The organism is Chryseobacterium sp. FP211-J200 (genome assembly GCF_001643375.1).
In the GTDB taxonomy this organism is placed as follows: Bacteria; Bacteroidota; Bacteroidia; order Flavobacteriales; family Weeksellaceae; genus Epilithonimonas; species Epilithonimonas ginsengisoli.
In genome coordinates, this window is record NZ_LSHB01000035.1 from 20,433 (window position 1) to 43,511 (window position 23,079).

A 23,079-nucleotide genomic window follows, 5' to 3' on the forward strand; every position below is an offset into this window, starting at 1 on the left:
TTAATTATTTAACTTTTTCGAAGTTTTAATTATTGTTGCAAGTCATCATATTTAACAAAGTTTAATAGTTGGAAATAGTATGATTCGAATTTTTAAAACTTGATAACAAGCTTAAAAATCCTTAGTTTTGATAAAAAATATCAATGAAACCTTTTTTCTTAATTCCATTTCTAGTCACGCAGACTTTCTATTCACAATCCATTTCTGCTGATCTGGACAAATCTGTGAAGGAAATGATGTCGGCTCCTAATGCTTTGGCAGCCAATCTTTCGTTCTACGTTTCGGATGAAAGCGGAAATCTGGTTTATGAATATAATGGGAACAAAGGTTTGTCAACAGCAAGCACGCAGAAGATCTTCACGTCTGCGGCAGCTTTGGAAACTTTGGGGAAAGATTATCAATTCAAAACTACAGCTTCTTATTCCGGGAAGATATCTAACGGAAATCTGGATGGCGACCTTTATATCACTTCAAACGGTGATCCAACATTGGGAAGTTGGCGGTATGAAGCCTACAAACCTGAAAACTTTAAACAAAAATTGTTAGAAGCAATCAAGAGATCAGGCATCAAAAAGATCACTGGAAATCTGGTCATAGACGATTCTTATTTTGATTTTCAGAGTACACCTGGTGGTTGGCCCTGGAACGATCTGGGGAATTATTACGGTGCTGGAACCTTTGGTGTCAATTGGAGAGAGAATCAGTTTGATATGAATATCAATGGAGATCAAGTCAAGAGCTATTCCTACGAACTTCAAAACGTCAATTGGATCAACGAACTGAAAACCGGCGGAAGCTCTGACCAAAGTCTCGTCTTCACAGCGCCACATTCTGAAACGGCAATGATCAATGGAATGTTACCTGCAGGAAAAGTGACTACTGTTTCTGGAGCAACTCCCAATCCACCAATGCAGTTAGCGGTAGAAATCAAAAAAATACTTGAAGATAATGGAATTTCTATTTCAGGAAAAACAACTACTTATTATAATGAAAAAGTTGCCGGAAAATCAATTTCTAAAGCACCAGATCAGAATCAAATCTTTGAGTATAAATCGCCGACTTTGGATAAAATTGTGTACTGGTTTTTGCGAAAAAGCATCAATCTTTATGGGGAAACTTTGATCAAAACAATGGCTAAAGAAAAGCGAAACGATCCGAGTTTCACTTCTGGTGTTGACTTTCTGAAGGATTTTTGGAAATCAAAAGGGATCCATCCGAATATGATCAACTTTGCTGATGGAAGTGGACTTTCGCCTCAGAATTATGTTTCGGCAAAAGCACAGGTTCAAGCATTATTATACTCGAAAAAACAGCATTGGTTCAATGTTTTTCATGAAGGTTTTCCAACGCAAAATGGCATCAAAATGAAAAGTGGAACGATAAAAGACAGCAAATCTTTCGCAGGTTATCATACTTCCAAAAGTGGGAAAAACTACGTGTTTTCTATCATTCTTAATAATTACCAAGGCGGAAGTATCAGCAATGCACTGTTCAAAGTTTTAGATAATTTGAAATAGATGAACAGGATCAATTCTTTTCCGCCAATTGTAGATCAAGATTCAGAAATTCTGATACTTGGTTCTGTTCCGGGAGCAAAGTCTTTGGAAATGAAGCAATACTACGCTTTTCCACAAAATCAGTTCTGGAGAATTTTGTTTCACCTTTTTGATTCGGAGTTTTCAGAAGATTACGAAACGAGAATTAATCTGCTAAAACAAAACAAAATTGCCCTTTGGGACGTCATCGAAAGTTGTGAAAGAAAGGGGAGTCTGGATACAGAGATCAAAGATGAAATTGATAATAACATTCCCGAATTAATTGACAATCATCCAAACATCCAAACCATATTCTGCAACGGTCAAAAGTCTTATAAAAACCTCGTAAAAATATTAGGAAAAGACTTCAAAATCCCAATTGTAGTTTTGCCTTCTACGAGTCCGCTTCATACGGTGAAGTTTGGGGAGAAATTGTTATCTTGGGAACAAATTAAAACACAGCTATGAAAATTTTGCAATTGTTTCTTATTACTTTTTTCTCGTTTGGTTATGGGCAGAAGATATATGAGTTCGATTATTTGGTACATTACAGTTCAGAAAGCAATGGGAAAATTCGCAACTTACTATATTATGTAAATTCCCAAAATCCTCAGAATTATATTAGAATTCTCAATGATGGAGAAAAATATGCTGCTAAACTTTTATCCTTTGAAAATAACAAAATCTATGGATTTGATGTTGTGAAATCTATGAAAAAGGGAGAAGTATTTTATGATTTTTCATATTTGTCAACAATAACACTTCAGCATAATTTTAATCCACCTCCGTTTAAATATATCAAAATTGATGACAACAATATCCGGTTAGATATTTTCAGAAATAAGAAGGCGACAAAAGTTAAGCAGAGTTACCTGATGAAGATCAAGCCCTATGAAATTAATCTTTTTCCAGCCTTTAGAATTGCTAACTTTCATCCATATGAGAGATTCACTCAGTTGGATTATTCTCAAAATGTTTTTGTAGAAGAGGCAACTTTATATTGCGAAAATGGAACTGTTATTAAACAAAAAGTACAAGAAATAAGAAAAATCAATCTTAGAATAACAATTCCAAAGCACGAAAAATACTAAGATTTCCAGATTTCCCAGGCCTTCTCAGCCTGTTGCTCCAGCATGTAAAAACCATTCAGAGTAGTTGCGCCTTTCTCTGCTGATTTTCTCAGGAAGGTTGTTTCTGACGGATTGTAGATCAAATCGATGACGTAATGTTTGTCCGTGATCGCATCAAATGGAAATGGAACAGAATCGTCAACATTCGGAAAAGTGCCGACCGGCGTGGTCTGGATGATCAATAATGAATCTTTTACAAGGTCTTCTGAAAGATTTTCGAAATTAATTTCTGACTTCCGGGAAACGGTCTTGTGCTGGATGTTGTGTTTGTCAAGAATATATCTTACCGCTTTTGCAGCACCGCCGTCGCCTATGATCAAAGCTTTGTTGTGGTATTCTTTTTTATTGATGAGAAGTGTTTTCTCGAATCCAAAAGCGTCTGTATTGTAACCGATCTTTTTGCCATTTTGGAAACTCACACAATTCACGGCTCCGATTTTAGAAGCTTCATCACTCAATTCGTCAAGGAAAGGAATAATGGCCTGTTTGTAAGGGATCGTGACATTCATCCCAACAAGATTTGGATTTTCTGTGATCGAGTTCAGGCTTTCGATTTCAGGAATATCGAAAAAATTGTACGAATGATGTTTTAAAAATAATTTTTTGAATTTCTCCTCAAAATATTTTTTCGAAAATGAATAAGAAATGTTTTTTCCTAATAAGCCGAATTCCTGATTTTCCATAGGTCAAATTTATAAAATATCATCAGAATGTTCATCATTATTTTTTGAATCTTCTATCAGTTGAATTATTTTCACAACCAATTTCGATGGCGTAATTTTGGCTTTTAGATTCAAAAATATTATAAAATGAAACAAGTTATTCTAAATAATGGCACCGAGATCCCTGAAATCGGTTTTGGAACGTGGCAAACGACATAAGGTGTTCAGAAAACTGTAAAATCTGCTTTGGAAGTTGGATACACGCATATTGACACCGCAGACATTTATGGAAACGAAGCTGAAATAGGAGAGGCGATTGCGGAATCTCGGATTGGTAGAAAAGATCTTTATCTGACGACCAAGATATGGAACAGCAACAGAAATGCGGCTGGTGTAAAACAATCTGTGGAACAGTCTCTAAAAAAACTAAAGACGGATTATCTTGATCTGCTCTTAATCCACTGGCCGGCAAACTCGAAACAATTAGACAATTGGAAAGCGATCAACGCTGAAACGTGGAAAGCAATGGAAGAATTGAATCGATCAGGCGTTGTGAAAACAATTGGCGTGAGCAATTTTATGCTGCCACAATTAAAGGCTTTGTTGGAAACGGCAGAAGTTATTCCAGCAGTTAATCAAATTGAATTTCATCCCGGATATACGCAGGAAGAAACGGTCAATTATTCCAAGGAAAAAGGAATTGTCATCGAAGCCTGGAGTCCAATCGGTTCCGGAAGATTGTTGAAAGATGATGAGCTGAAAACTATTGCAGATCAGTATGGTGTTTCTCCGGCGATTCTTTGTATTCAGTTTTGTTTGCAATCTGGCGTTGTGGTCTTGCCGAAATCTGAAAATCCTGAGAATATCAAGAATAATCTTCATTTTGAAAGATTTAAAATTTCAGAAAGTGATATGAAAGCTTTGAAAACTCTAAAAGAAACAGGCTTTTCCGGACTTGATCCCGAAACAGTTGATTTCTAATAAGCAGAATATTAAAATGAAAAAGCAGTTTGGTAAAAGTCTAAACTGCTTTTTTTATGTCTAATTCTATCCAGCTTTTTCTGAATAGTATCTTATTTTTTCGACAATCTCGCCAAGATCAAATGGCTTAGGTATAAAATCCACAGCGCCACTTTCTATTGCAGTATCACCCAAACCGCGACTGGCCGACATGATCACAACTGGAATGTTTTTGAAGTCTTGATGTGCCTTTATCATTTTGCAGATGTCGCGACCGTCTTCGCCAGAAAGCCACATATCCATCAGTATCACATCGGGTTTCGAAGAAGTGGAGAGTGCGTTGAACATCTCGGAACCTCTTTCGTAATTATCAACTTCATAGCCTTCCATGTTTAGCATTAGTTTAACTGAATCTAAGATGGCTGGACTATCATCCACAACATATATTTTTTTTGACATTTGTAAAGTTTTGTAAATATTACAATAGGTTATAAATTTTCGGAATCTCAAAACAAAAATCAGACCCTTTCCCTTCAACTGAATTTACAAAAATCTTGCCACCGCTTCTTTTTATGATCTCAGAAGAGATATAAAGTCCAAGGCCAAGACCTGGAAAGGTGTGTTCCTTGCTTCCGCTGACTCTGTAGTACTGTTCAAAAACTTTGTCTTTTTTGTTTTCAGGAATCCCGATCCCGTAGTCTTTTACAGAGAAAAGTACGGTTTTGTTTTCTTTTAATTTGGTTGTTATTAGTATTTTATCAGATTCTGGGGAATATTTTATTGCATTGTTGATCAGGTTGCTCATCACTTGAGATATCCTATTTCTATCGCCAGAGACTATTCCGATATTTTCGGTTTCAAGGTCTATTTTTTGTTTGGTACTCATCTGCTGTTCTGCCACCACTTCGTGTACAAGAGCGTCAAAATCAAACTCCGAATGATTGAGTAGGATCTTTCCATTCTGGATCTTTGTGACATCCAGCAGGTCATTGATAAGATTATTAAGTTTATTGATCTGATCATCCATTTTCAGCGCAACCATTGCATTTTTATGATCTTCCTGTTTCCGGAGATTTTTTTCCAGAAATTGAGAGTACAGTTTTAGGCTTGTTAATGGTGTTTTTAGTTCGTGACTCGCAATTCCCAAGAAGTTGTCTTTTTGTTGCTGGAACTGTTTGAATTCGTCGATGTCAGTACAAGTTCCAATCCATTGGATGACCTCGCCATTCTCATCTTTGATGGGAACTGCTCTCCCAAGAAACCAACGGTAACAATTTTCCTTACTTTTATCTCGAAATTGATATTCTATCTCGTAGGCACTTTTATTTTTTTGACTGGTTTTCCATATGGCCATTGCTTTTGGGAAGTCATCGGGATGAAGGATCTTTTGGGAGGCATTTTTGCGATTGTCAATGCCTTCAAAACCAGTATAATCATACCACTTTTTGTTGTAATAATCTATATTGCCATCTTTATCAGCGGTCCAAATGATGATTGGGAGACTGTCGGCAAGATTTCTATATTTATCTTCGTTCTCCTGTAATCTCTTTTTTGTTAGAACAACATCTGTTACGTCTACAGCAACATTTGCAATAGCATAAACTTCACCATTGTGATTTTTAAGCGGTTGATAAGAAAAGTTGTAATAGAAAGTCTGCAATTTCCCATCGACCACTAGATCTGCACGATCCTCGTTTGCAGCATAGGTCTCTCCAGATTCATAAACCTTTTTCAAAAGTCCTAAAAATGATTGTCCCACCAATTCGGGAATGCCTTGTTCTATTTTTTTTCCAATGATGGATCTATCTTTTCCCCAAGTCTTCAGCATTTTGTCATTCGCCATATCTATGACGAGGTCTTCTCCTTTGTAAATTGCAATGGCGTAATCTGATTCCTTGATAAGGTTTTCTAATTTGTATTCTGTTTCCGCAACTTTTCTTTCGGCCAGAACCTGTTCTGTTGTTTCCGTTGCAACGACGCTTATTCCAATGATCTCACTCTCGTCATCATTATAGATCGGAGCATAGATAAAATCGAAATAGCATTCCTTGGTATTTCCGTTTCGGACAATGTAGGCCAGCTGTTTGTAGCCTTTGTAAGGAGTTCCTGTTTTTTTTACATTATTCAGCAAGTCTATGAAGGGTTGGTCCTTGATCTCTGGAAGCGCGTCTAGAAGTTTTAGACCTATGATCTCCGGCTTTTTGCCCCAAAGTTCCAAGATCTGTGGATTGGCTACTTGGATTGTAAAATCATCGCCCATCAACATAGATAATGCAATAGGAGCTTGGGTTAATAGCAGAGCCAGCGATTCCTGAGAAATATTACTTTTAAGAAAGTTTTTCATCGATGATAATTCGAAAAATAATTTTTAAGAATTTGAGTTTCTAGCTTCTTTATTCAGTTTGCTATTTTTGTAACCATAAAGGAAATAAAATACCAATCCGATAACAAGCCAAATACCAAACCATTTCCAGTTTGAAACTGCCATTCCGGTAAGAAGATAACAGCAAGAGACCAATCCCAACAACGGAATCAAAGACAGGTTTTTCACGAATGCAAGAAACGACATCACGATACAAAGGATGAAAAATACTACCATAGAAATGTTGGTCGCAAAATGCTCTTTGGAAAATCTGAAAGTATCTGAGAAAAATGTTGGAAACAAATATTGGATCAATCCTGCGGAGATTACTAACAGAGCAGGAAATATGAATTTTGAATTAATATAAGGAATTCTGAATTTTCCTTTTGTCGCACGTTCTGCCAATTCGGCTTCACTCTGTGGAGAGAGCATCAGAACACCACCGCAGACCAATACAAATGCGAACAAAGTCCCAATACTGGTGAAATCTAAAACTAAGTTTTCATTCGTAAAAAATATTGGAAGCCCAACTACAAGTCCGGTCACAATGGTTGCAAATCCAGGTGTCTTGAATTTTGGGTGAATCTCTGCGAATTTTTTAGGCATCAATCCGTCTCTTGCCATTGTCATCCAAATCCTTGGTTGTCCGAGTTGAAAAACTAACATCACACTTGTCATCGCTACTACAGCTGCAATGGAAACAATGAAAAGCATCCATTTCACCCCTTTCAATGCGAAAATCTCTGCCAAAGGATCACTCACACCTAGTAATTGATAAGAGACCATTCCGGTTAATACCAAAGCTAGGATAATGTAAACAACGGTACATATCACCAAGGAATATATCATCCCTTTTGGTAGATCGCGTTGCGGGTTTTTACTTTCTTCAGCCAAAGTCGAAACGGCATCGAAACCAATATACGCAAAGAATACTGCCGAAACGCCGCCCATCACACCACCAAAACCATTGGGCATAAACGGTGTCCAATTTTCAATGTCAACATAAAAAGCTCCAACAACTATTACCAAAGCAATAATTGCTAATTTGATGTAAACCATCACGTTGCTGAAGTTTCTGGATTCCTTTGCACCTCTGTAAACCAAATAAGTAATTAAAACATTGATGATAACAGCCGGAAGATCGAAGATGATTCTAAGGTTTCCAATGATTGGCGCATTTTTCCAGGCAGCAAGACCTTCAGCACCTTTGTTCATTGCAAAAGCTTCCTTCGCAGACAAGTAGTTGATTGTGAGCCATTCGGGAAGGTGAATGTGAAATGTCTCCAGCAAATTGGTAAAATATCCGCTCCAGGAAAAGGCGATGTAAATATTACCAATAGAATATTCCATAATCAAAGCCCAGCCGATGATCCACGCAAAAATTTCTCCAAAAGAGACGTATGCATAAGTATAAGCACTACCAGAAACAGGAACACGTGATGCAAACTCTGCGTAACACATTGCTGTAAATCCACAGGCTATTGCGCAGATCACATAAAGAATAACAACTCCAGGACCACCGGAAAAGCAAGCGTTTCCAATGGCACTAAATGTTCCTCCACCGATAATTGCCGCAATTCCAAAGAATGTTAAATCCTTTACTGTAAGAACTTTATTAAGTGCAGCGTGTTCGCCGTCGCCGCCTTGTTTGAGAATCGCATTAGTAGATTTTCTTCTGAAAAGTGAGTTTATCAAAGCTTAAGATTTTTATGAAAGAAACAAATGTAATGAAAAATGATGATTTCGTTAAAAAATTGTTAAACTAAAGTTGTTTTTAGTTCAAATGACTCTGATGTTTGTCATAATAATTGTAAGATTGAATTCTTGATTATTTGTTGCTCTGAAATTGTAATTAATTCCCAATTGATGCCCGCTAAATAATATCTTTTCGCTATTTTCGTTGAAAAGGAATAGACTTTGCTGCAGACGATTCTTCAATTATGATTTTGTCAGTCTGAGGCTCTCGAAGACTATAATTAAGATTTTAAGAAAATTCAATTTTAAATGAATTCAAAAAAAATAATACTTGCTTCCATGATCTCTCTTTACGGGATTTCCGAGGCGCAACAATCTCAATATTTTACAAAGAACGAAGATTATCATTTCGGTTTGGCAGATAATCTCTATCAGACCAAGATCTACAACGCTTCGCAATACGAATATTCCAAACAATATTTTTACAACAAGAATCTCAGCAATTCCCGAAAGGAAGCTTCGGCATTTTTCAGCAACGTGATCGGCGTGATCCTTCAGCAACAATACGCGGAAGAAGGCCTAAACGCTTTTATGAAAGAATATCCGAATTCGGCTTATTTTGCTCAGGCGAATGGACCTTTGGCTGATTATTATTTGGCAAAAAAAGATTTTGAGAAAGCGTTGGAAACTTTACAGAAAGTCAATCAATACCAATTGAGCAAAGAGGAAAACACGCAACATATTATGAAGTTGGGTTACGCCAAGTTTATGACTGGCGATTCCGCTGGCGCAATAGAGGCTTTGGAAGAATCTTTCAAATCTGCGGATGAAACTAGCAAACCTGCAATATCTTATATGCTCGGACATTTGTATTACGCTGACAAACAGAATGATAATGCCTTCATCTATTTTGACCAAATTAAAAATAATGAGGAATATGCACATCTTGTGAAACCTTATTATGTTCAGATGCACTATAATCAAAAAAAATATGACCTGGCAATTTCGGAAGGAAATGAACTTCTTAATAATGGAAAATCAACAAGTTACGATACAGAAACCCATAAGATTGTTGGCGAAAGTTATTTTATGAAAGGCGATTATCAGTCGGCTTATCCACATTTGAAATTGTTTTTGGATAAGGAACAAACGCCTTCAGAATCTGACCTTTACGAGATGGGATTTGTTTCCGCTCAGCTGAAGAAAAATGACGAAGCGGTTGGATATTATAACCAATTGATCAACAGCAATTCTCCGTTGGCGCAAAACGCTTATTACCAATTGGGAAATGCGTATTTGGAAACAGGGAAAAAGCAGGAAGCTTTGTCGGCATATCGTAATTCGTCACAAATGAATTATGACCAGAAAGTTCAGCAATTGGCTTTGGAACAATATGCGAAATTGAGTTACGAGCTGGGAAATCCGTTTGAGAATTCATCAAAAGTGATCCAAAGATATATTGATAAATATCCGAGCGGTGCAAAAACTCAGGAAATGAGGTCGCTTTTGGTTAAATCCTATTTGTATTCCGGAGATTACAAAGCGACTTTGGAAGCACTCGGAAAGCTTGACCAGAAAACGAATGAGACCAAGAAAATAGAGCAAGAGGTTTCCTATCTTTTGGGTTCTGAGGAATTCAACAAAGGGAATTTTGATGTGGCTGAAAAATATTTCAAGCAAAGTCTTCAATCTAATTTAAACAAAGAATTTTACAAGAAAGCGCAATATTGGTTGGGTCAAACTTACTATCAAAAAGGCGATTACAAATCAGCGATCGCGACTTACACAAAACTTGAAAATGAAACGGCAGAAGGTTTCCCAGAGCGTGAGCAATTGGATTACGACTTGGGTTACGCTTATTTCAAGGCTAAGGATTTTGCTTCGGCGCAGGAATATTTTAAAGAATATCTGAGGTTCCCGAAACAGGAATTCAAGGCGGATGCGGAATTGCGTTTGGCAGATACTTATTATGCTAACAATCAGTTGAATGAGGCTTTAGAGATCTATAACAAAACCGAAAATGCCAGTGATTACACTTTGTATCAAAAATCTTTGGCTTTAGGTTTCAAAGGCGACACGGTTGCGAAAATTGCGGAATTGAAAACCTTGATCTCAAAATATCCAAACTCAGAATATGTTGATGACGCGAATTATGAAATCGGAACAGCTTATGCGCAGAATGACGATTTCAATAATTCAAATTCATACTTCGATAAAGTTATTAATTCAAGTCCAGACAAAGATCTGGTAGCGAATTCCCAGATCTATAGAGCTCAGAATTACATCGATCAGGACCAAACTGATAAAGCGATCGCGGAGTTCCAGCTTTTGGCAAATCAATACAAGAATACGGCTTACGCTGATAAAATTGTTGTTGCTTCAAAAGAATTGTATCTAAAGATTGGTGATATTAATGCTTATGAAAATTTTGCAAAGAGTTTAAATGTCAAAATATCGGAAGATGACTTTAATAATGTGATTTTATTAAATGCTCAGCAACTTTTTGAAAAAAAGCAATATAGCACAGCAATTATTTACTACGAGAAATATCTGGATCAAAATCCGAGTGGCGACAATCTCTTCAAATCTCAATACGAGTTGGGCGAAAGTTATTATCAATTAAAACAAATTGACAAAGCAATGTTGCCGTTGCAGAATGTTGCCGATTTCCAGAATGATTATCAGCAAGATGCGCAGGTTCGATTAGCGCAGATCTACATTTCGCAGGACAAAACTGCGGATGCGAAAAAATATCTGGAACAAGTTGCCAACTCAACAAACGTCAATATCAAAAACTTCGCTGCGATTGAATTAATGAAAATCTATGCGGACGAAAAGAACTTTGCCGAAGCTGAAAAATTCGCCAATGCCGTGATCTCAAACTCGAAAAACTCTGCAGCAACGTTGGAACAGGCGAAAGTAATCAAAGCAAGAAGTCTGATGCAGCAATCGAAAGACAAAGATGCGCAAACGGCTTATTCTTCATTAGAAAAATCCTCAAATACGGAAGTTGCGGCGGAAGCTCTTTACGCAAAAGCATTCTATCAAAACAAAGGAAAAGCTTTTAAATCGTCTAATGAAACCATTTTCAAATTGGCAAACAATTACGCTTCAGAAGAATATTGGGGCGCAAAAGCTCTGGTGATTATGGCTAAAAATTATTTGGCTTTGAAAGATAATTACCAAGCGAGTTACACCTTGGACGAGATCATCAATAATTACGGTGACTTCCCAGAAGTTGTGGCGGAAGCGAAGGAAGTGAAAGCGCAGATCAAGAAGTAAATACAATTAAAAAATTAAATGATTAAACGATTCAAAAATTACTACTGCTAATATTTTAATTTTTAATCATTTAATCTTTAAATATAAAAAAATGAACAAACTGAAATATATCGCCGTTCTGGCATTTTTTGGAACTTTCGGAATTTCGGAAATCGGAGCTCAGATCAAAGAAGAGCAATTGATCCTGAACAGAAAACGTGAACCAGAAGTCAAGAAGATCGAGAAGAAAAAAACGTCTGTCATCCAAGAGAAAAATTATCCACCTGAAAATAAAAAGAAGGAGGATTCTCTTAATCTGAAATATGATATTGTGAATGTTCCGCCGGTTTCTGACTTCAAAACGACTGAGATCCAAAGTGAAGATATTTCTCCGAAATTCAATAATGATTTTCAGTCCAATTATTTTAGATTGGGTTACGGTAATTATGGAAAATTCCTGGCAGATGCGAATATCTCGGGAAAAGTTCAAGAGAATGTGGAAGTAGGAGCGGATGTTCATTATTTATCAACAACAGGACTTAAAAAAGACTACAATTGGGATTCCAAAAGCAGTCAGGCAAAGATTGGTGCTTATGCGAATATCTATGCAGAAAAAGGCAAGTTTAATCTAGACGCGAATTATGGTTTCAATAATTATAATTACTACGGGATTTATGCTTTTACGCCTGAAAACTCTGATCTAGATCTACAGCAAAAGGTCAATAAATTCAGTGTGAATGCTTCTTACGACAATTATTCCAATGAGATCTTGAATAATGTAAAAGTGAGATCATATTTTCTAAGCGATCATTTTGATGCGAAAGAAAGTTATGCTGACATTGAACTTAATTTGTCGAAGCACGATTTTGAAATTAGCAGCGACATCACGGCAAACGCAGATCTGGGCGTTGATTTGGAAACAGTCAATTCAAAATTTGAATTGCTGAATCAAAATAATTCCAATCAACTTAATTTCACTTTGTCACCAAAAGTCACTTTCTACAAAGGTGAATCCTATTTGTTGATAGGGTCGGATTTTAGTTTTCTAAATTCTAAATTATCGGATTTTACAGGAGAAAATAAAGGAAGCAAATTCTATTGGTTTCCAAGAGCGGAAGTTTTGGTTGCTGCCGCAGATGAATTCAAGTTTTACGGAGGAATTGACGGCGGTTTGAAGCTGAACACTTACGGGAATCTTTTGGAAGAAAATCCATTTCTGATATCAGACTTGCTTTTGACACCAACAGAAAATAAATACCATTTCTATTTCGGTTTGAAAGGTGATATTAACCAAATGTTCAAATACGATGTGAACGCAGGTTTCAGCAAAGTGAATAACGCGCAGTTTTTTGTGAATAACGGTTTGTTTAATAATTCAATTGCTGTGGACAGACCAGGATTTGATTATGCAAACACTTTTAATTCAATCTATGACAATGGAACTTTGATGGAAATCAAGGGAGATCTGCAAGCGTTCCCGATGGAAAATCTTACAGTGGATGCAGGTTTACACTTTATGAAGTATAAGTTGGATAATCTGGAAGAAGTTTATTACAAGCCTTTGGTTCAATTCAATCTTGGTGCAAAATATACTATGCTGGAGAAAAAACTGGCACTTGGTTTCAAAGGATATTTCGTAACCGACAGAACCTCAAATGCTTTCTTAGTAACGCCTAACGATTTTGTGCCTGGTCAATATTTGTCTGCAGAGAATCGAGATGTAAAAGTTGGCGGTTATGCAGATTTAAATTTATCCGCAGAGTACAAACTTCATAAAAATTTCAGTATTTTCGCACTCGGAAATAATCTTCTTGGCGCTAAATATCAGAATTATGCAGGCTACAAAGTTTTGGGAGCACAGTTTTTGGGTGGTGTGAAGATCACGTTCTAAGCATAATTGATAGATCATAATCGATAAATGATCATTCATCACTTAGCGATTATCATTTATAAAAAAGGCTGCGTAGTTCAACTGGATAGAATATCAGATTTCGGCTCTGAGGGTTGGGGGTTCGAATCCCTTCGCGGTCACTCTAAGGGAAAAGTCACTTTTATCAGTGATTTTTCCTTTTTTTTTACTTTGTAAAATGTTGTTAATTAGTAAGATAGATGATAGTGCGGAGTTGAGCTGGGGTGTTCGAAACGTATTTTCTGCAAATTCGAGTTTTTCACTAAAAATCGAACACATTAGTGTTTTTTTTGTGTCATCATCACCTTTAGTATAGATTTGAGAGAGATTTGGTAAAATTTGTAGGGTCTGATGAAGTTTGTTTTTGATGTCAGTATTTGTACGGTTTAACTTTTGATTTTGCAAGTCAATTTCTAGTACGTCAATCTTTTTTTTACTTTCGTTTTTAATTATCTGATAATCTTCAAAATCTAATTTATCCTCCAAGTATTTTTCACGAGCACTTTCTAAACGATTAGTCAAATTTGTAATTTTAGTAGAGATTTCTCTTTTCTGCGCATTGAGATTTTGCTCAATATTTTTAAAATTACTTAGAAGAATTTCTTTTATTAAATTACTAAATCCGACATTAAATTCGAATTTTTTCAACTCTCTTTCGAACGTACAATTAACTAAATCAGAATTGTGTCTGTAACCACATTTAGAATTGCAATGATAATAGTAATAAATATTTTTCTTTCCTTTTGATCCGCTACCTGTAATGTGCCCTCCGCATTTTGGACATTTCAAAAAACCTCTTAAGGGAAAATGATTGTTGGCAATTACTTTTCCTTGTGGTCTTTCTTCCCAAGTTTTTTCACTTAGAACTCTTTGAACTTTGTCGAATAAAGCCTCAGAAATTAAACTTTCGTGCGTCGCATCTACAAGGCAAGCTTCTTCATCTTTATAAGCTTTAATAAATATTTTGCCACAATACATTGGATTTTTGATTGCCCTGTAAAATGATGTACTACTAATGTTTGCTCCTTCCAAAGCATTCATCTTTAACCTGATTTGATTCGTAGTATATTTACCCTTAGCAATCTCATTAAATGCCCAGAGCATATTTGATGCTTCTGGTTCCTTAAGTCCAACATATTTTCTCCCGTCTTCAGTACACTTATTGACGTAGCCATAAGACGCAGTTCCCATTAATCTGCCTTCTTTCTGTGCCCTTCTCATCCCGTAAAAAGTATTCAGAGCTCTGCGGTCATTTTCAACTTCGGGAGCGGCCAGGTAAATTGCTAACATCATCTTATTTTCTGGGACAGACATGTCTAAAGGTTGCTCAATAGCTTGAGGAGATATATTGTTTTTGTTCAGCAACTTAATCATTTGGTAAGCATCGCCAGCATTTCTGCTAAAGCGATCCCACTTTGTAAATAAAACTAAATTTGATTTTAGACCTCTTTTTTTTAGATAATTAATATATTTTGTCCACTCAGGTCTGTTAAAGTTTTTTGCCGAATGATCTTCAAATATTATTTGCCCAATCGTTATTTGATTTTGATTGCAATATTTTTCTAATCTTTCGTGCTGATCTCTTTGTGAATAACCTTTGTCTGCTTGTTCATCGGTTGATACTCTTATATATAAATCTGCTATTAGCATAATGATAGTTTTTACATTAATGTTTTGATTTTTAGGTGAATATAGTATAATTTATCTTAAATTCCAATTAATATTTGGTATAATTCCAATTGGTAAGTAAATCGCACACATATTTTAGTTCAAGTTTGTTATATCGCCATTTATAAACAGATATATTTAGCTTAAATAGAAATTTTATGTGCATATTCAAAGCATTACAAAGCCTTTGGAAAATTTAAAACCAATTATAGAAATATTACAAGCTCTAAATAAAGAACAAGAATTAAATGTTTTACCACGTTGGCTTGGTAGAAATAGGAACATAACTTATAAAAATCAATGGGCTTCTTTTGCGGGCTTAGTAAAAACAACTCAGAAGAAGTTTTTGATAAAATAATTCAAATGAATTTGTACAAATACTTATTAAGTAAAGATAAAGAATGGCTAAAAGAAAATAAAAAATTTCTTAGTGGGGATGCGATTAATTTTCTTGAAGTTATGAGTGACAAGTTTCCCAATGGAGTGTTGGATTTAAATAATTTTGAGTTATCAGATGATAATATTAAAATAATAGAATTTATGTTTGATGAATTAGAAAACCTCATTAATGAACAGAAAAATGAATTAATGAAAATTAAGCAGAGCTACATTAAAGATGAAACATAAAGTTCTAATATATAAAATACTTGATTTATTATTTCATATGTTTACAAATATTAATCTTGCAGATCAAGCAAAAAATATATTCCTCTCACCATTATCAAGATGGTTGTAGCAATAGGATTAAGCAATTTAACATAATAATTTTTATAAACTTCAACCTTCTCTAATTATTCTAATAACAATTTTTATAGTTCGATTTCCGCTCAAGTTTTATCATAGATAGAACTTGATTATAAAAACATATTTTATTGAAATTATTAAAATTCGGCCAGAATATTACATTTTAAATCGCGGAATTTTCAGATGAATGTCGGTGCCTTTTCCTTTATTTGATTGTACGTCGATCTGTATACCTAGTAATAAGCTAATCTTCTTTACAATAGAAAGTCCTAGTCCGCTACCTTTGATATGACGATGATCATTGGCTTCGGATCTGTAAAATTGATCGTAGATTTTATCCAAATCATCAGACAAAATTCCGATACCATGGTCACTCAGCGTACAATAAATCCAATCTCCTTTATTTTCAAGCTGAATGTTTATCTCACCATTATTATTTGAATATTTAACAGCGTTTGAAATGATATTGTCAAAGATAATTGAAAGCATTGATTCATGTGATAAGACAAAATATTCTTTCATGTTTGAATTGTTTATTTTGATGCTTTTGGTATTTATTTTTTCTTTGCTCCTAGTTATTGCTCTGTCAATCAATTGGTTGATTGCGATAGGGAGGAGTTGGAAATTTGTGTCAAAATTTTCGAATCTTGCAAGCATCAGCAACTGACTCACCATCCCATTTATTCTATTAACTTCTTCAATACAAGATTTTATTTTCAAGACATATTCTTCAGTTTCTCGCGGTTTACGAACAAGCAACTCAAGTGTTGTCTGTATAATTGCCAATGGTGTTCGAAGCTCATGAGAGGCATCAGTTGTAAACTGTTGTTCACGAAGAACTGCGTTTTCAATTCTATTGAGAAGTTCGTTAATATTATCAGATAATATATATAGTTCATCTCTATTAGCAGGAAGAGTGATTCTATCTTTAAGATTGTGAGCAGTGATATTTTTGGTTGTCTGCATAATGACAAGGGCTGGACTTATACTTCGACCGGCGATATAACGAGTCAGAAAAAATAGAATGAGCAGGAAGAGAATGTAGGTTATCACTAAAATATACTGTAAACTATTCAAAACACGGTATTGTGGTTTTATCGACATTGCAATAACGGTGTGTCCGAAACTTTGTCCATCCTCTTCAAGTTTGATCTGTATTTGTCTGATTGGCACCGAATCCAATTGAGAATCTATAAATTTTTCTTCGGTAGCCTCTGGATGTAGTATAAGATCTTTTTGCTCAAGATTGGGAGACTTATCAATACTTTTACCATTTTCATTGAATATTTGAATGAACACAGGATTCATATCCATCGTGTTGTGTTCTGATTGCTGCCATTCTTCTTTATGAACGAGTGTTATCTTACCGTTTACCTTCGCACTTTTTTCCCGGTGGACATTTACCTCACGAGTCAGTTCCTCATTAATATCATAATTAACAGTAAAAGCTACTGTAATATAAATTGCAGAGAATATAAGTAGTGTCAAAACGGCAACACCAAATAGATTATAAAGTGATATTCGGTCTTTAAATGATAGATTCAGCATAAATTATTCGTCTTTCGCAATGAAGCCTCGTCCTCTTATTGTTTTTATTCTCTCATCACTTGGGGTAATGCCAAGTTTCTTTCTAATTCCGTTAATAAAAACATCAATAATATTGGCATCATATTCATAATTGATACCCCAAACATGGTGGAGAATTTCTGTACGTGATTTGACAAGCCCTTTATTTTTAACCAAAAATTTTAAGAGTTCATATTCAGTCTGTGTCAGAGGAATTTCAGTTTTATTCCTGAAAACCTGAAACTTTTCAGAAAAGATGGTTATATCACCTAAGTAATAATCTTCTTGTTCTATTGTTCTTGAATACACATTAATTCGCGCAACGAGCTCTTCGAAACTAAAAGGTTTTTTAATGTAATCGTTTGCTCCAGATTCTAAACCATCAATAATATCTCCCAAGGTGTCTCGAGATGTCAGGAAAATGATAGGTGTCTTTTGATTATTTTTTCTAATTCTTTTACAAACCTGCAAGCCCGAAATTTCAGGAAGCATCCAATCCAAAAGGATCAGGTCGAATCTTTTGTTGACTGCTTTAATTAAACCATTATTTCCGTCTTTTGCAGTTTCTATCTGATGACCTTCTTCCGACAGACCTTCCTTAAGAAGTTGCAGCAATTTTTCCTCATCTTCTATTATCAAAATTTTCATTCCTTTATGTATAGCCTATTAAAGAGATATGCTTTTGAAATAAACCTAATTCCTTTGACGTTCATGACAAAAATAATAAATTCTAACACTTCAAAGTTAATTAGTGGTCTGTTTTTAAAATATTATTATCTAAGGTAATCTTGAGTTTGGAATATAAAGCTCCATTTAAAATCCAATGTTTTTAGCTTACATACGATATTATCTATAGTTTTTAAAGAGTATTAAATAAAATGAGTTCCATTATTCATTTTAAAATTATTTTTAGAGCCAAAAGGAATATTACTTTCGATTCTTTGATTTTATGAGAAGTATTATACTGATCGAACGAATAAATAAAATATGCAATTGAATTATTTTCATGCTTTCTTAAGATTTCCTTAAGAATACGACTCTTGTTATTTTGGACGAGTCGAATATGTTAGTTTTGCAGCAGATAAATCGATTTAGTACAGGATTTTATCTAGATAAGTTAAAATTCTATTTGTTTGAGTAGAAAAACAACTCATAAAATGATCATATCTGTTAACTTTTTTTATTTAAAATTTTCTCAGCATGCCTTTAAAACAAGAATTGGAAGACCAGGGAAATTGGCTGTTTAAAAACAGAAGTTTTTTGCCTATTGGTATTTTACTGATAGGGCTGGTTGTTTTTATACAAACTGTATTACTTCAGGAAGAGGCTCAATGTACTATTGATTATGAAATTTTTTGTCTTTCAGTAAGTTTATTAGGTTTAGCTGTCAGAATATATACAGTTGGTTTTACTCCAAACAATACATCAGGAAGAAATACAAAGCAAGGACAGGTCGCAGATCAGCTCAATACATCCGGAATATATGGTATAGTGAGAAATCCTTTATATCTGGGGAATTTTTTCATGTGGCTAGGTTTAGCACTGATGACCACAGAAGTTTGGTTTATTATCTCATTTATTCTTTTTTATTGGATTTATTATGAAAGGATTGTTTTTGCGGAAGAGCAATTTTTAGAAAGAAAATTTGGAGCACAATATACTAACTGGGCAACTGAAGTTCCCGCATTTATTCCTAATTTTTCTCTATTTAAAAATAATGATTTGACTTTCAGTACTAAAAAAGTTCTTTTAAAAGAAAAGAATGGATTATTCGCAATCTTTTTAATTTTTACTGTTTTTGAATTGTTCTCTGAAACGATAAAACAACATGAGCATTACAATATGATTTTTATCGGAGGTTTTATAGTAACTATGTTACTATATGTAGTAATTAAAGTTATTAAAAAAAATCCCTTTACCGATAAAATAAAATCGAATTAGTTTAAAGTACAAACGTTATGCATCAAGAATAAGAGATCAGTTCAGTATTTCTGATCAAATGTTATTCTTCTAAAACTACATTTCTATTAAGCGATTATACACTTCTTAATAAGTCATTTTTTATTGTTGCTTCCGGGAAATATTATCGGTTTGGAGCTTTTGTTAGTGCTTAAAGAATTATGATTAAGAGATAACCTAAGATTATAAAAAAGAAAATATTATTTAGTTCACATTCTGTAGGAGATTAAAAACAATCAACCAATTTTCATTGCTGTTTTAGCTACAATCACAATTCATAGTATACATGTGCCAAATTTTGAATAAAGTTGAAAATTACGTCAACGAATTACTTGATCATTCAGCAAGCAGAAATCTATTGTTTCATAGTTTGGGTCATACAAAAGAAGTAGTAAATGCTGTAAATGAAATTTGCAAGCATTCTAATGTGACTGAAAATGAACTCAATGTTTTAATAGTTGCGGCGTGGTTTCATGATTGCGGATATGTAAAATATTACATTGGACACGAAGAGGAGAGTAGTAGGATTGCAGAATTTTTTCTTACTGGTCTTAACTGTGATAGAGAATTTATCAAACAGGTAATCAAATGTATCAACGCTACAAAATATTCTCACATACCCTCAACGTTGGCAGAAAAAATAATTCGTGACGCAGATATGTATCATCTATGCAAACCTAATTATCATATTTACGAAGAATTATTGAGAAGAGAGCTTGAACTTCATCAGGGTTTTTCTCTAAGTGATAAAGAATGGCAAGTGCAGAACTATGAGTTTTTAAAAAATCATCAGTACCATACAGAATATGGACAAAAAGTATTGAATCACTCCAAAGAAATTAATATGCAAATTGTTAAGGAAAACATTTAACTAAAAACTCCATTTTATAATTATTAACTCATTCATTATTTATACACTACATTAAAATGAAAAAATCAATTTTCGCTTTCTTTTTGAGCTTCACATTTTCTTCAATTTTTGCTCAGTTACCACCAAATTATTACAGCAGTGCCACGGGCCTTACCGGGGCAGCACTTAAAAGTCAATTAAAATCAATTATAACCAATGGTCATATCGATAAAGGATACAATTCATTATTAAATGGTTTTCAAAGTTCAGATAAAGATTATTTTTATGAAAACGACGGAACAGTTTTAGATATGTATTCGGAAAATCCTACCGGTTCAGATCCTTATAACTTTAATCACGGAACTAATACTTGTGGATCCTATTCAAATGAAGGAGATTGTTATAATAGAGAGCACATTATACCGCAAAGCCTTTTCAATCAAAATTTACCGATGAGATCTGATATACATTTTGTAACACCTACAGACGGCAAGGTCAATGGGATGAGATCAAATTATCCTTTTGGAAAGGTTGGCACTGCCTCATTTACCTCTTTAAACGGATCTAAGTTAGGAAGTTCTGTTTCATCAGGATATTCAGGAACTGTTTTTGAACCTATAGATGAATTTAAGGGCGATGTTGCGAGAATGATTTTTTACTTTGTGACCAGATATGAAACACAAATTGCAGGATTCTCCAGTGGGAATATTTTGGGAAACTCTGCATATCCAGGTCTTCAGGTTTGGGAACTAAATCAGTTACTATCGTGGAATACCTTAGATCCAGTCTCATCATTTGAGATTGCAAGAAACAACGCATCCTATGTTTATCAGGGCAATAGAAATCCATACATTGACAATCCCGGTTTTGTAAACTTAGTTTGGGGATCAACGACTATAGATACCCAAGCACCTTCAGCTCCTCTAAATTTGGTGGCAAGTAATCCAACTGCTAACACGATAGCATTGGGTTGGACTGCATCTACTGATAATATTAGTGTTACCGGATATGATGTCTACGTAAATGGAGTCTTAAAAGCTACTGTTTCAGGAATTAACACTACTATACAAAACTTAAATCCAGCAACAACTTACAATTTCTATATTATTGCTAAAGATGCTGCCGGTAATCTTTCAACTCAAAGTAATGTAGCTACAGGAACAACATTAGAAGGATCAACTGGAGGAACAGTAACTTGTGGAACCGAAGATTTTTCAAATATTCCATCTACAAGTACTTCCACATACTCCACACAAACATGGACAAGTAATAATATCATGTGGACTGCGACCGACGCTCGAATTGACGAAACGATTACAGGTAAGGCAATAACCGTTAAGGATGGCAGTTTAACAAGTTCTGCAGTTTCTGGAGGAATTCAAAGCCTTACGGTAAAGACACAATTAAAATATTCAGGAACAGCAAATAACCTAAATGTAGAAATAAACGGAGTGTTGATCGGGACAATTCCTTACAGTAGTACAGTGGCTACAACAACAATTAACAACATTAATATTTTAGGAATTGTTGTTATCAAATTAATTAATCCTATTTCTGGGAATAGGGTAGCAATTGATGACCTTTCTTGGACTTGTGCAGCATTGTCAGCTGAAGAATCTTCAAAAACTAATATATTTACTATTTATCCAAATCCAGCTAAGAATCAAGAATTATTTATAAGAGGTGAAAATCTTAAGAAATTTACAAATGCAAAGATTTATGATTTTTCAGGTAAACTAATTTTAAATATTCTTAACCCATTTAAATCGTCTAACAAAATTGACATCACAGGTTTTGCAAAAGGCACTTATATGTTGATATTAGATGGTAATTATTCAAAATTTATTGTAGATTAATAACTTCACTACTTTATGACAAAGACCGATTTTATTCGGTCTTTGTCAATTATAGTTCACTTGTAGAGATTCAATATTGGCCTGTTAGCATGTCTTAAATTATATATTGTTATCCTTAAAAACTAATATCAACATGATTTTAAATAACCCAGATCAAAATGTCTTAAAATTATGTAAAGTAAATTTTAAGTGTTAAAAAAAGTTGTTGGTTTAATATTTTCGCTGCATTTATCAGATCTTATTAATTTGTGTTTCGATAAAGAAAAAAAGCTTTGTATGTATCATTCAGCTTTAAATTTTAAATAAACCCAATCTTAAATGTTATGTCAACTTGCGATTCTAATGTTTTTTAAAATTTTAGTAATCTTTTAACTAAAACTCCAATATTATTATTCCTTATTAATACATTTGTTAAAGTAAATTATTTATCTTTGTAACATGAATTTTCTAAGATTGCTTTTTACAGTCTATTTCATGGCATTGTCATTAATGCCATGCATGGATGGTGCAAAGGCGCAGTCAAAAACAGAAAATATATCATATTCCTACACAAAATCTGAGCAAAACGATGCTCATTCAAAAACAGATTCTTGTTCTCCTTTTTGTTATTGTAACTGCTGCAGAATCAGCGTTACTTCCATTAAAATAAAACCTGTTTTAGAATATCGTAAGCAAATAAAAGAGTACTATTCTAAAAAAATTCTTTTTAAAAAGAATGACTTTGCATATTTGGTGTACGATCAGATATGGCAACCCCCTAAAATATAATTTTTATTGATCTGACGGAAGAATTGTCTTTCGTCCAAACTGTTATGGAAACATTGCAATAGTAATGCATTGTATTCTTATTCATTTTTGTCACTAGAATTTTAGAACAAATAGTTGTTCCAAAAAGTAGTCGTGACATTCAATAAAAATTATA

The 23,079-nt window shown here is 34.3% G+C and carries 18 protein-coding genes, 1 tRNA gene and 1 pseudogene; 13 read left to right on the forward strand and 7 right to left on the reverse strand.

What is annotated here, in order from left to right:
- The first annotated feature begins 143 nt into the window (after positions 1-143).
- Genes dacB through AXA65_RS11790 form a run of 3 tightly spaced genes read left to right on the forward strand, consistent with a single transcriptional unit; the run spans position 144 to position 2,626 of the window.
- Positions 144-1,517 (forward strand): D-alanyl-D-alanine carboxypeptidase/D-alanyl-D-alanine-endopeptidase, encoded by a 1,374-nt coding sequence (gene dacB, locus AXA65_RS11780; RefSeq protein WP_063970307.1) that lies wholly within the window; start codon positions 144-146, stop codon positions 1,515-1,517.
- A complete protein-coding gene (locus AXA65_RS11785) occupies positions 1,518-2,003 on the forward strand; it encodes a DNA-deoxyinosine glycosylase (protein WP_063970308.1) in 486 nt (161 codons plus the stop codon).
- The gene (locus tag AXA65_RS11790; protein ID WP_063970309.1) at positions 2,000-2,626 is read left to right on the forward strand and encodes a hypothetical protein; all 627 of its coding nucleotides are present in this window, start codon (positions 2,000-2,002) and stop codon (positions 2,624-2,626) included. The genes AXA65_RS11785 and AXA65_RS11790 overlap by 4 nt, the downstream gene beginning before the upstream one ends.
- Here the strand turns inward: AXA65_RS11790 and AXA65_RS11795 are convergent.
- Complete coding sequence (locus AXA65_RS11795) at positions 2,623-3,348, reverse strand: shikimate dehydrogenase family protein (protein WP_063970310.1); 726 nt, start codon at positions 3,346-3,348, stop codon at positions 2,623-2,625. The genes AXA65_RS11790 and AXA65_RS11795 overlap by 4 nt on opposite strands.
- A 216-nt stretch (positions 3,349-3,564) precedes the next feature.
- Between AXA65_RS11795 and AXA65_RS11800 the strand changes: the two are divergent.
- Positions 3,565-4,308: pseudogene (locus AXA65_RS11800) on the forward strand (aldo/keto reductase); the annotation flags it as partial.
- 66 nt (positions 4,309-4,374) lie between these two features.
- Here AXA65_RS11800 and AXA65_RS11805 read toward each other — a convergent pair.
- From AXA65_RS11805 to AXA65_RS11815, 3 genes are read right to left on the reverse strand one after another with little or no spacing between them, the layout of a single operon-like run.
- On the reverse strand, positions 4,375-4,746 hold the full coding sequence (locus AXA65_RS11805) for a response regulator transcription factor (protein ID WP_063970311.1): 372 nt from the start codon (positions 4,744-4,746) through the stop codon (positions 4,375-4,377).
- Between the two features lie 19 nt (positions 4,747-4,765).
- The gene (locus AXA65_RS11810) at positions 4,766-6,631 is read right to left on the reverse strand and encodes an ATP-binding protein (protein WP_086048184.1); all 1,866 of its coding nucleotides are present in this window, start codon (positions 6,629-6,631) and stop codon (positions 4,766-4,768) included.
- Positions 6,632-6,655: 24 nt separating this feature from the next.
- Positions 6,656-8,341, reverse strand: coding sequence for an amino acid permease (locus AXA65_RS11815; protein ID WP_218281607.1), 1,686 nt, complete (start codon positions 8,339-8,341; stop codon positions 6,656-6,658).
- Between the two features lie 312 nt (positions 8,342-8,653).
- On the opposite strand from AXA65_RS11815, the gene AXA65_RS11820 reads away from it, so the two are divergent.
- From AXA65_RS11820 to AXA65_RS11830, 3 genes are all read left to right on the forward strand, one after another.
- On the forward strand, positions 8,654-11,626 hold the full coding sequence (locus AXA65_RS11820; protein ID WP_063970313.1) for a tetratricopeptide repeat protein: 2,973 nt from the start codon (positions 8,654-8,656) through the stop codon (positions 11,624-11,626).
- 91 nt (positions 11,627-11,717) lie between these two features.
- Positions 11,718-13,496 carry a TonB-dependent receptor gene (locus tag AXA65_RS11825; protein WP_063970314.1) on the forward strand — a complete coding sequence of 593 codons (1,779 nt, stop codon included), beginning with the start codon at positions 11,718-11,720 and terminating at the stop codon, positions 13,494-13,496.
- Between the two features lie 66 nt (positions 13,497-13,562).
- Positions 13,563-13,636, forward strand: a tRNA-Arg gene (locus tag AXA65_RS11830).
- On the opposite strand, the gene AXA65_RS19570 is transcribed toward AXA65_RS11830, so the two are convergent.
- Positions 13,590-15,164: a recombinase family protein gene (locus AXA65_RS19570; RefSeq protein WP_086048187.1), complete on the reverse strand. Its 1,575-nt coding sequence runs from the start codon at positions 15,162-15,164 to the stop codon at positions 13,590-13,592. The two genes, AXA65_RS11830 and AXA65_RS19570, sit on opposite strands and share 47 nt — an antisense overlap.
- 205 nt (positions 15,165-15,369) lie before the next feature.
- On the opposite strand from AXA65_RS19570, the gene AXA65_RS19920 reads away from it, so the two are divergent.
- A complete protein-coding gene (locus AXA65_RS19920) occupies positions 15,370-15,540 on the forward strand; it encodes a hypothetical protein (RefSeq protein WP_165596598.1) in 171 nt (56 codons plus the stop codon).
- 5 nt (positions 15,541-15,545) lie between these two features.
- Positions 15,546-15,809 carry a hypothetical protein gene (locus AXA65_RS11840; RefSeq protein ID WP_063970316.1) on the forward strand — a complete coding sequence of 88 codons (264 nt, stop codon included), beginning with the start codon at positions 15,546-15,548 and terminating at the stop codon, positions 15,807-15,809.
- 273 nt (positions 15,810-16,082) lie between these two features.
- On the opposite strand, the gene AXA65_RS11845 is transcribed toward AXA65_RS11840, so the two are convergent.
- Both AXA65_RS11845 and AXA65_RS11850 read right to left on the reverse strand, forming a co-directional pair.
- A complete protein-coding gene (locus tag AXA65_RS11845; RefSeq protein WP_063970317.1) occupies positions 16,083-17,474 on the reverse strand; it encodes a sensor histidine kinase in 1,392 nt (463 codons plus the stop codon).
- Between the two features lie 3 nt (positions 17,475-17,477).
- Positions 17,478-18,140: a response regulator transcription factor gene (locus tag AXA65_RS11850; protein ID WP_063970318.1), complete on the reverse strand. Its 663-nt coding sequence runs from the start codon at positions 18,138-18,140 to the stop codon at positions 17,478-17,480.
- Positions 18,141-18,692: 552 nt separating this feature from the next.
- Here AXA65_RS11850 and AXA65_RS11855 point away from each other — a divergent pair.
- From AXA65_RS11855 to AXA65_RS20465, 4 genes are all read left to right on the forward strand, one after another.
- Positions 18,693-19,433 carry a methyltransferase family protein gene (locus AXA65_RS11855; RefSeq protein WP_063970319.1) on the forward strand — a complete coding sequence of 247 codons (741 nt, stop codon included), beginning with the start codon at positions 18,693-18,695 and terminating at the stop codon, positions 19,431-19,433.
- A 316-nt stretch (positions 19,434-19,749) separates the two neighbouring features.
- The gene (locus tag AXA65_RS11860; protein ID WP_165596599.1) at positions 19,750-20,322 is read left to right on the forward strand and encodes an HD domain-containing protein; all 573 of its coding nucleotides are present in this window, start codon (positions 19,750-19,752) and stop codon (positions 20,320-20,322) included.
- A 56-nt stretch (positions 20,323-20,378) separates the two neighbouring features.
- A complete protein-coding gene (locus tag AXA65_RS11865; RefSeq protein WP_063970321.1) occupies positions 20,379-22,157 on the forward strand; it encodes an endonuclease in 1,779 nt (592 codons plus the stop codon).
- Between the two features lie 438 nt (positions 22,158-22,595).
- Positions 22,596-22,925, forward strand: a complete 330-nt coding sequence (locus tag AXA65_RS20465) for a DUF6660 family protein (RefSeq protein WP_051259706.1) — start codon at positions 22,596-22,598, stop codon at positions 22,923-22,925.
- Positions 22,926-23,079: the final 154 nt, after the last annotated feature.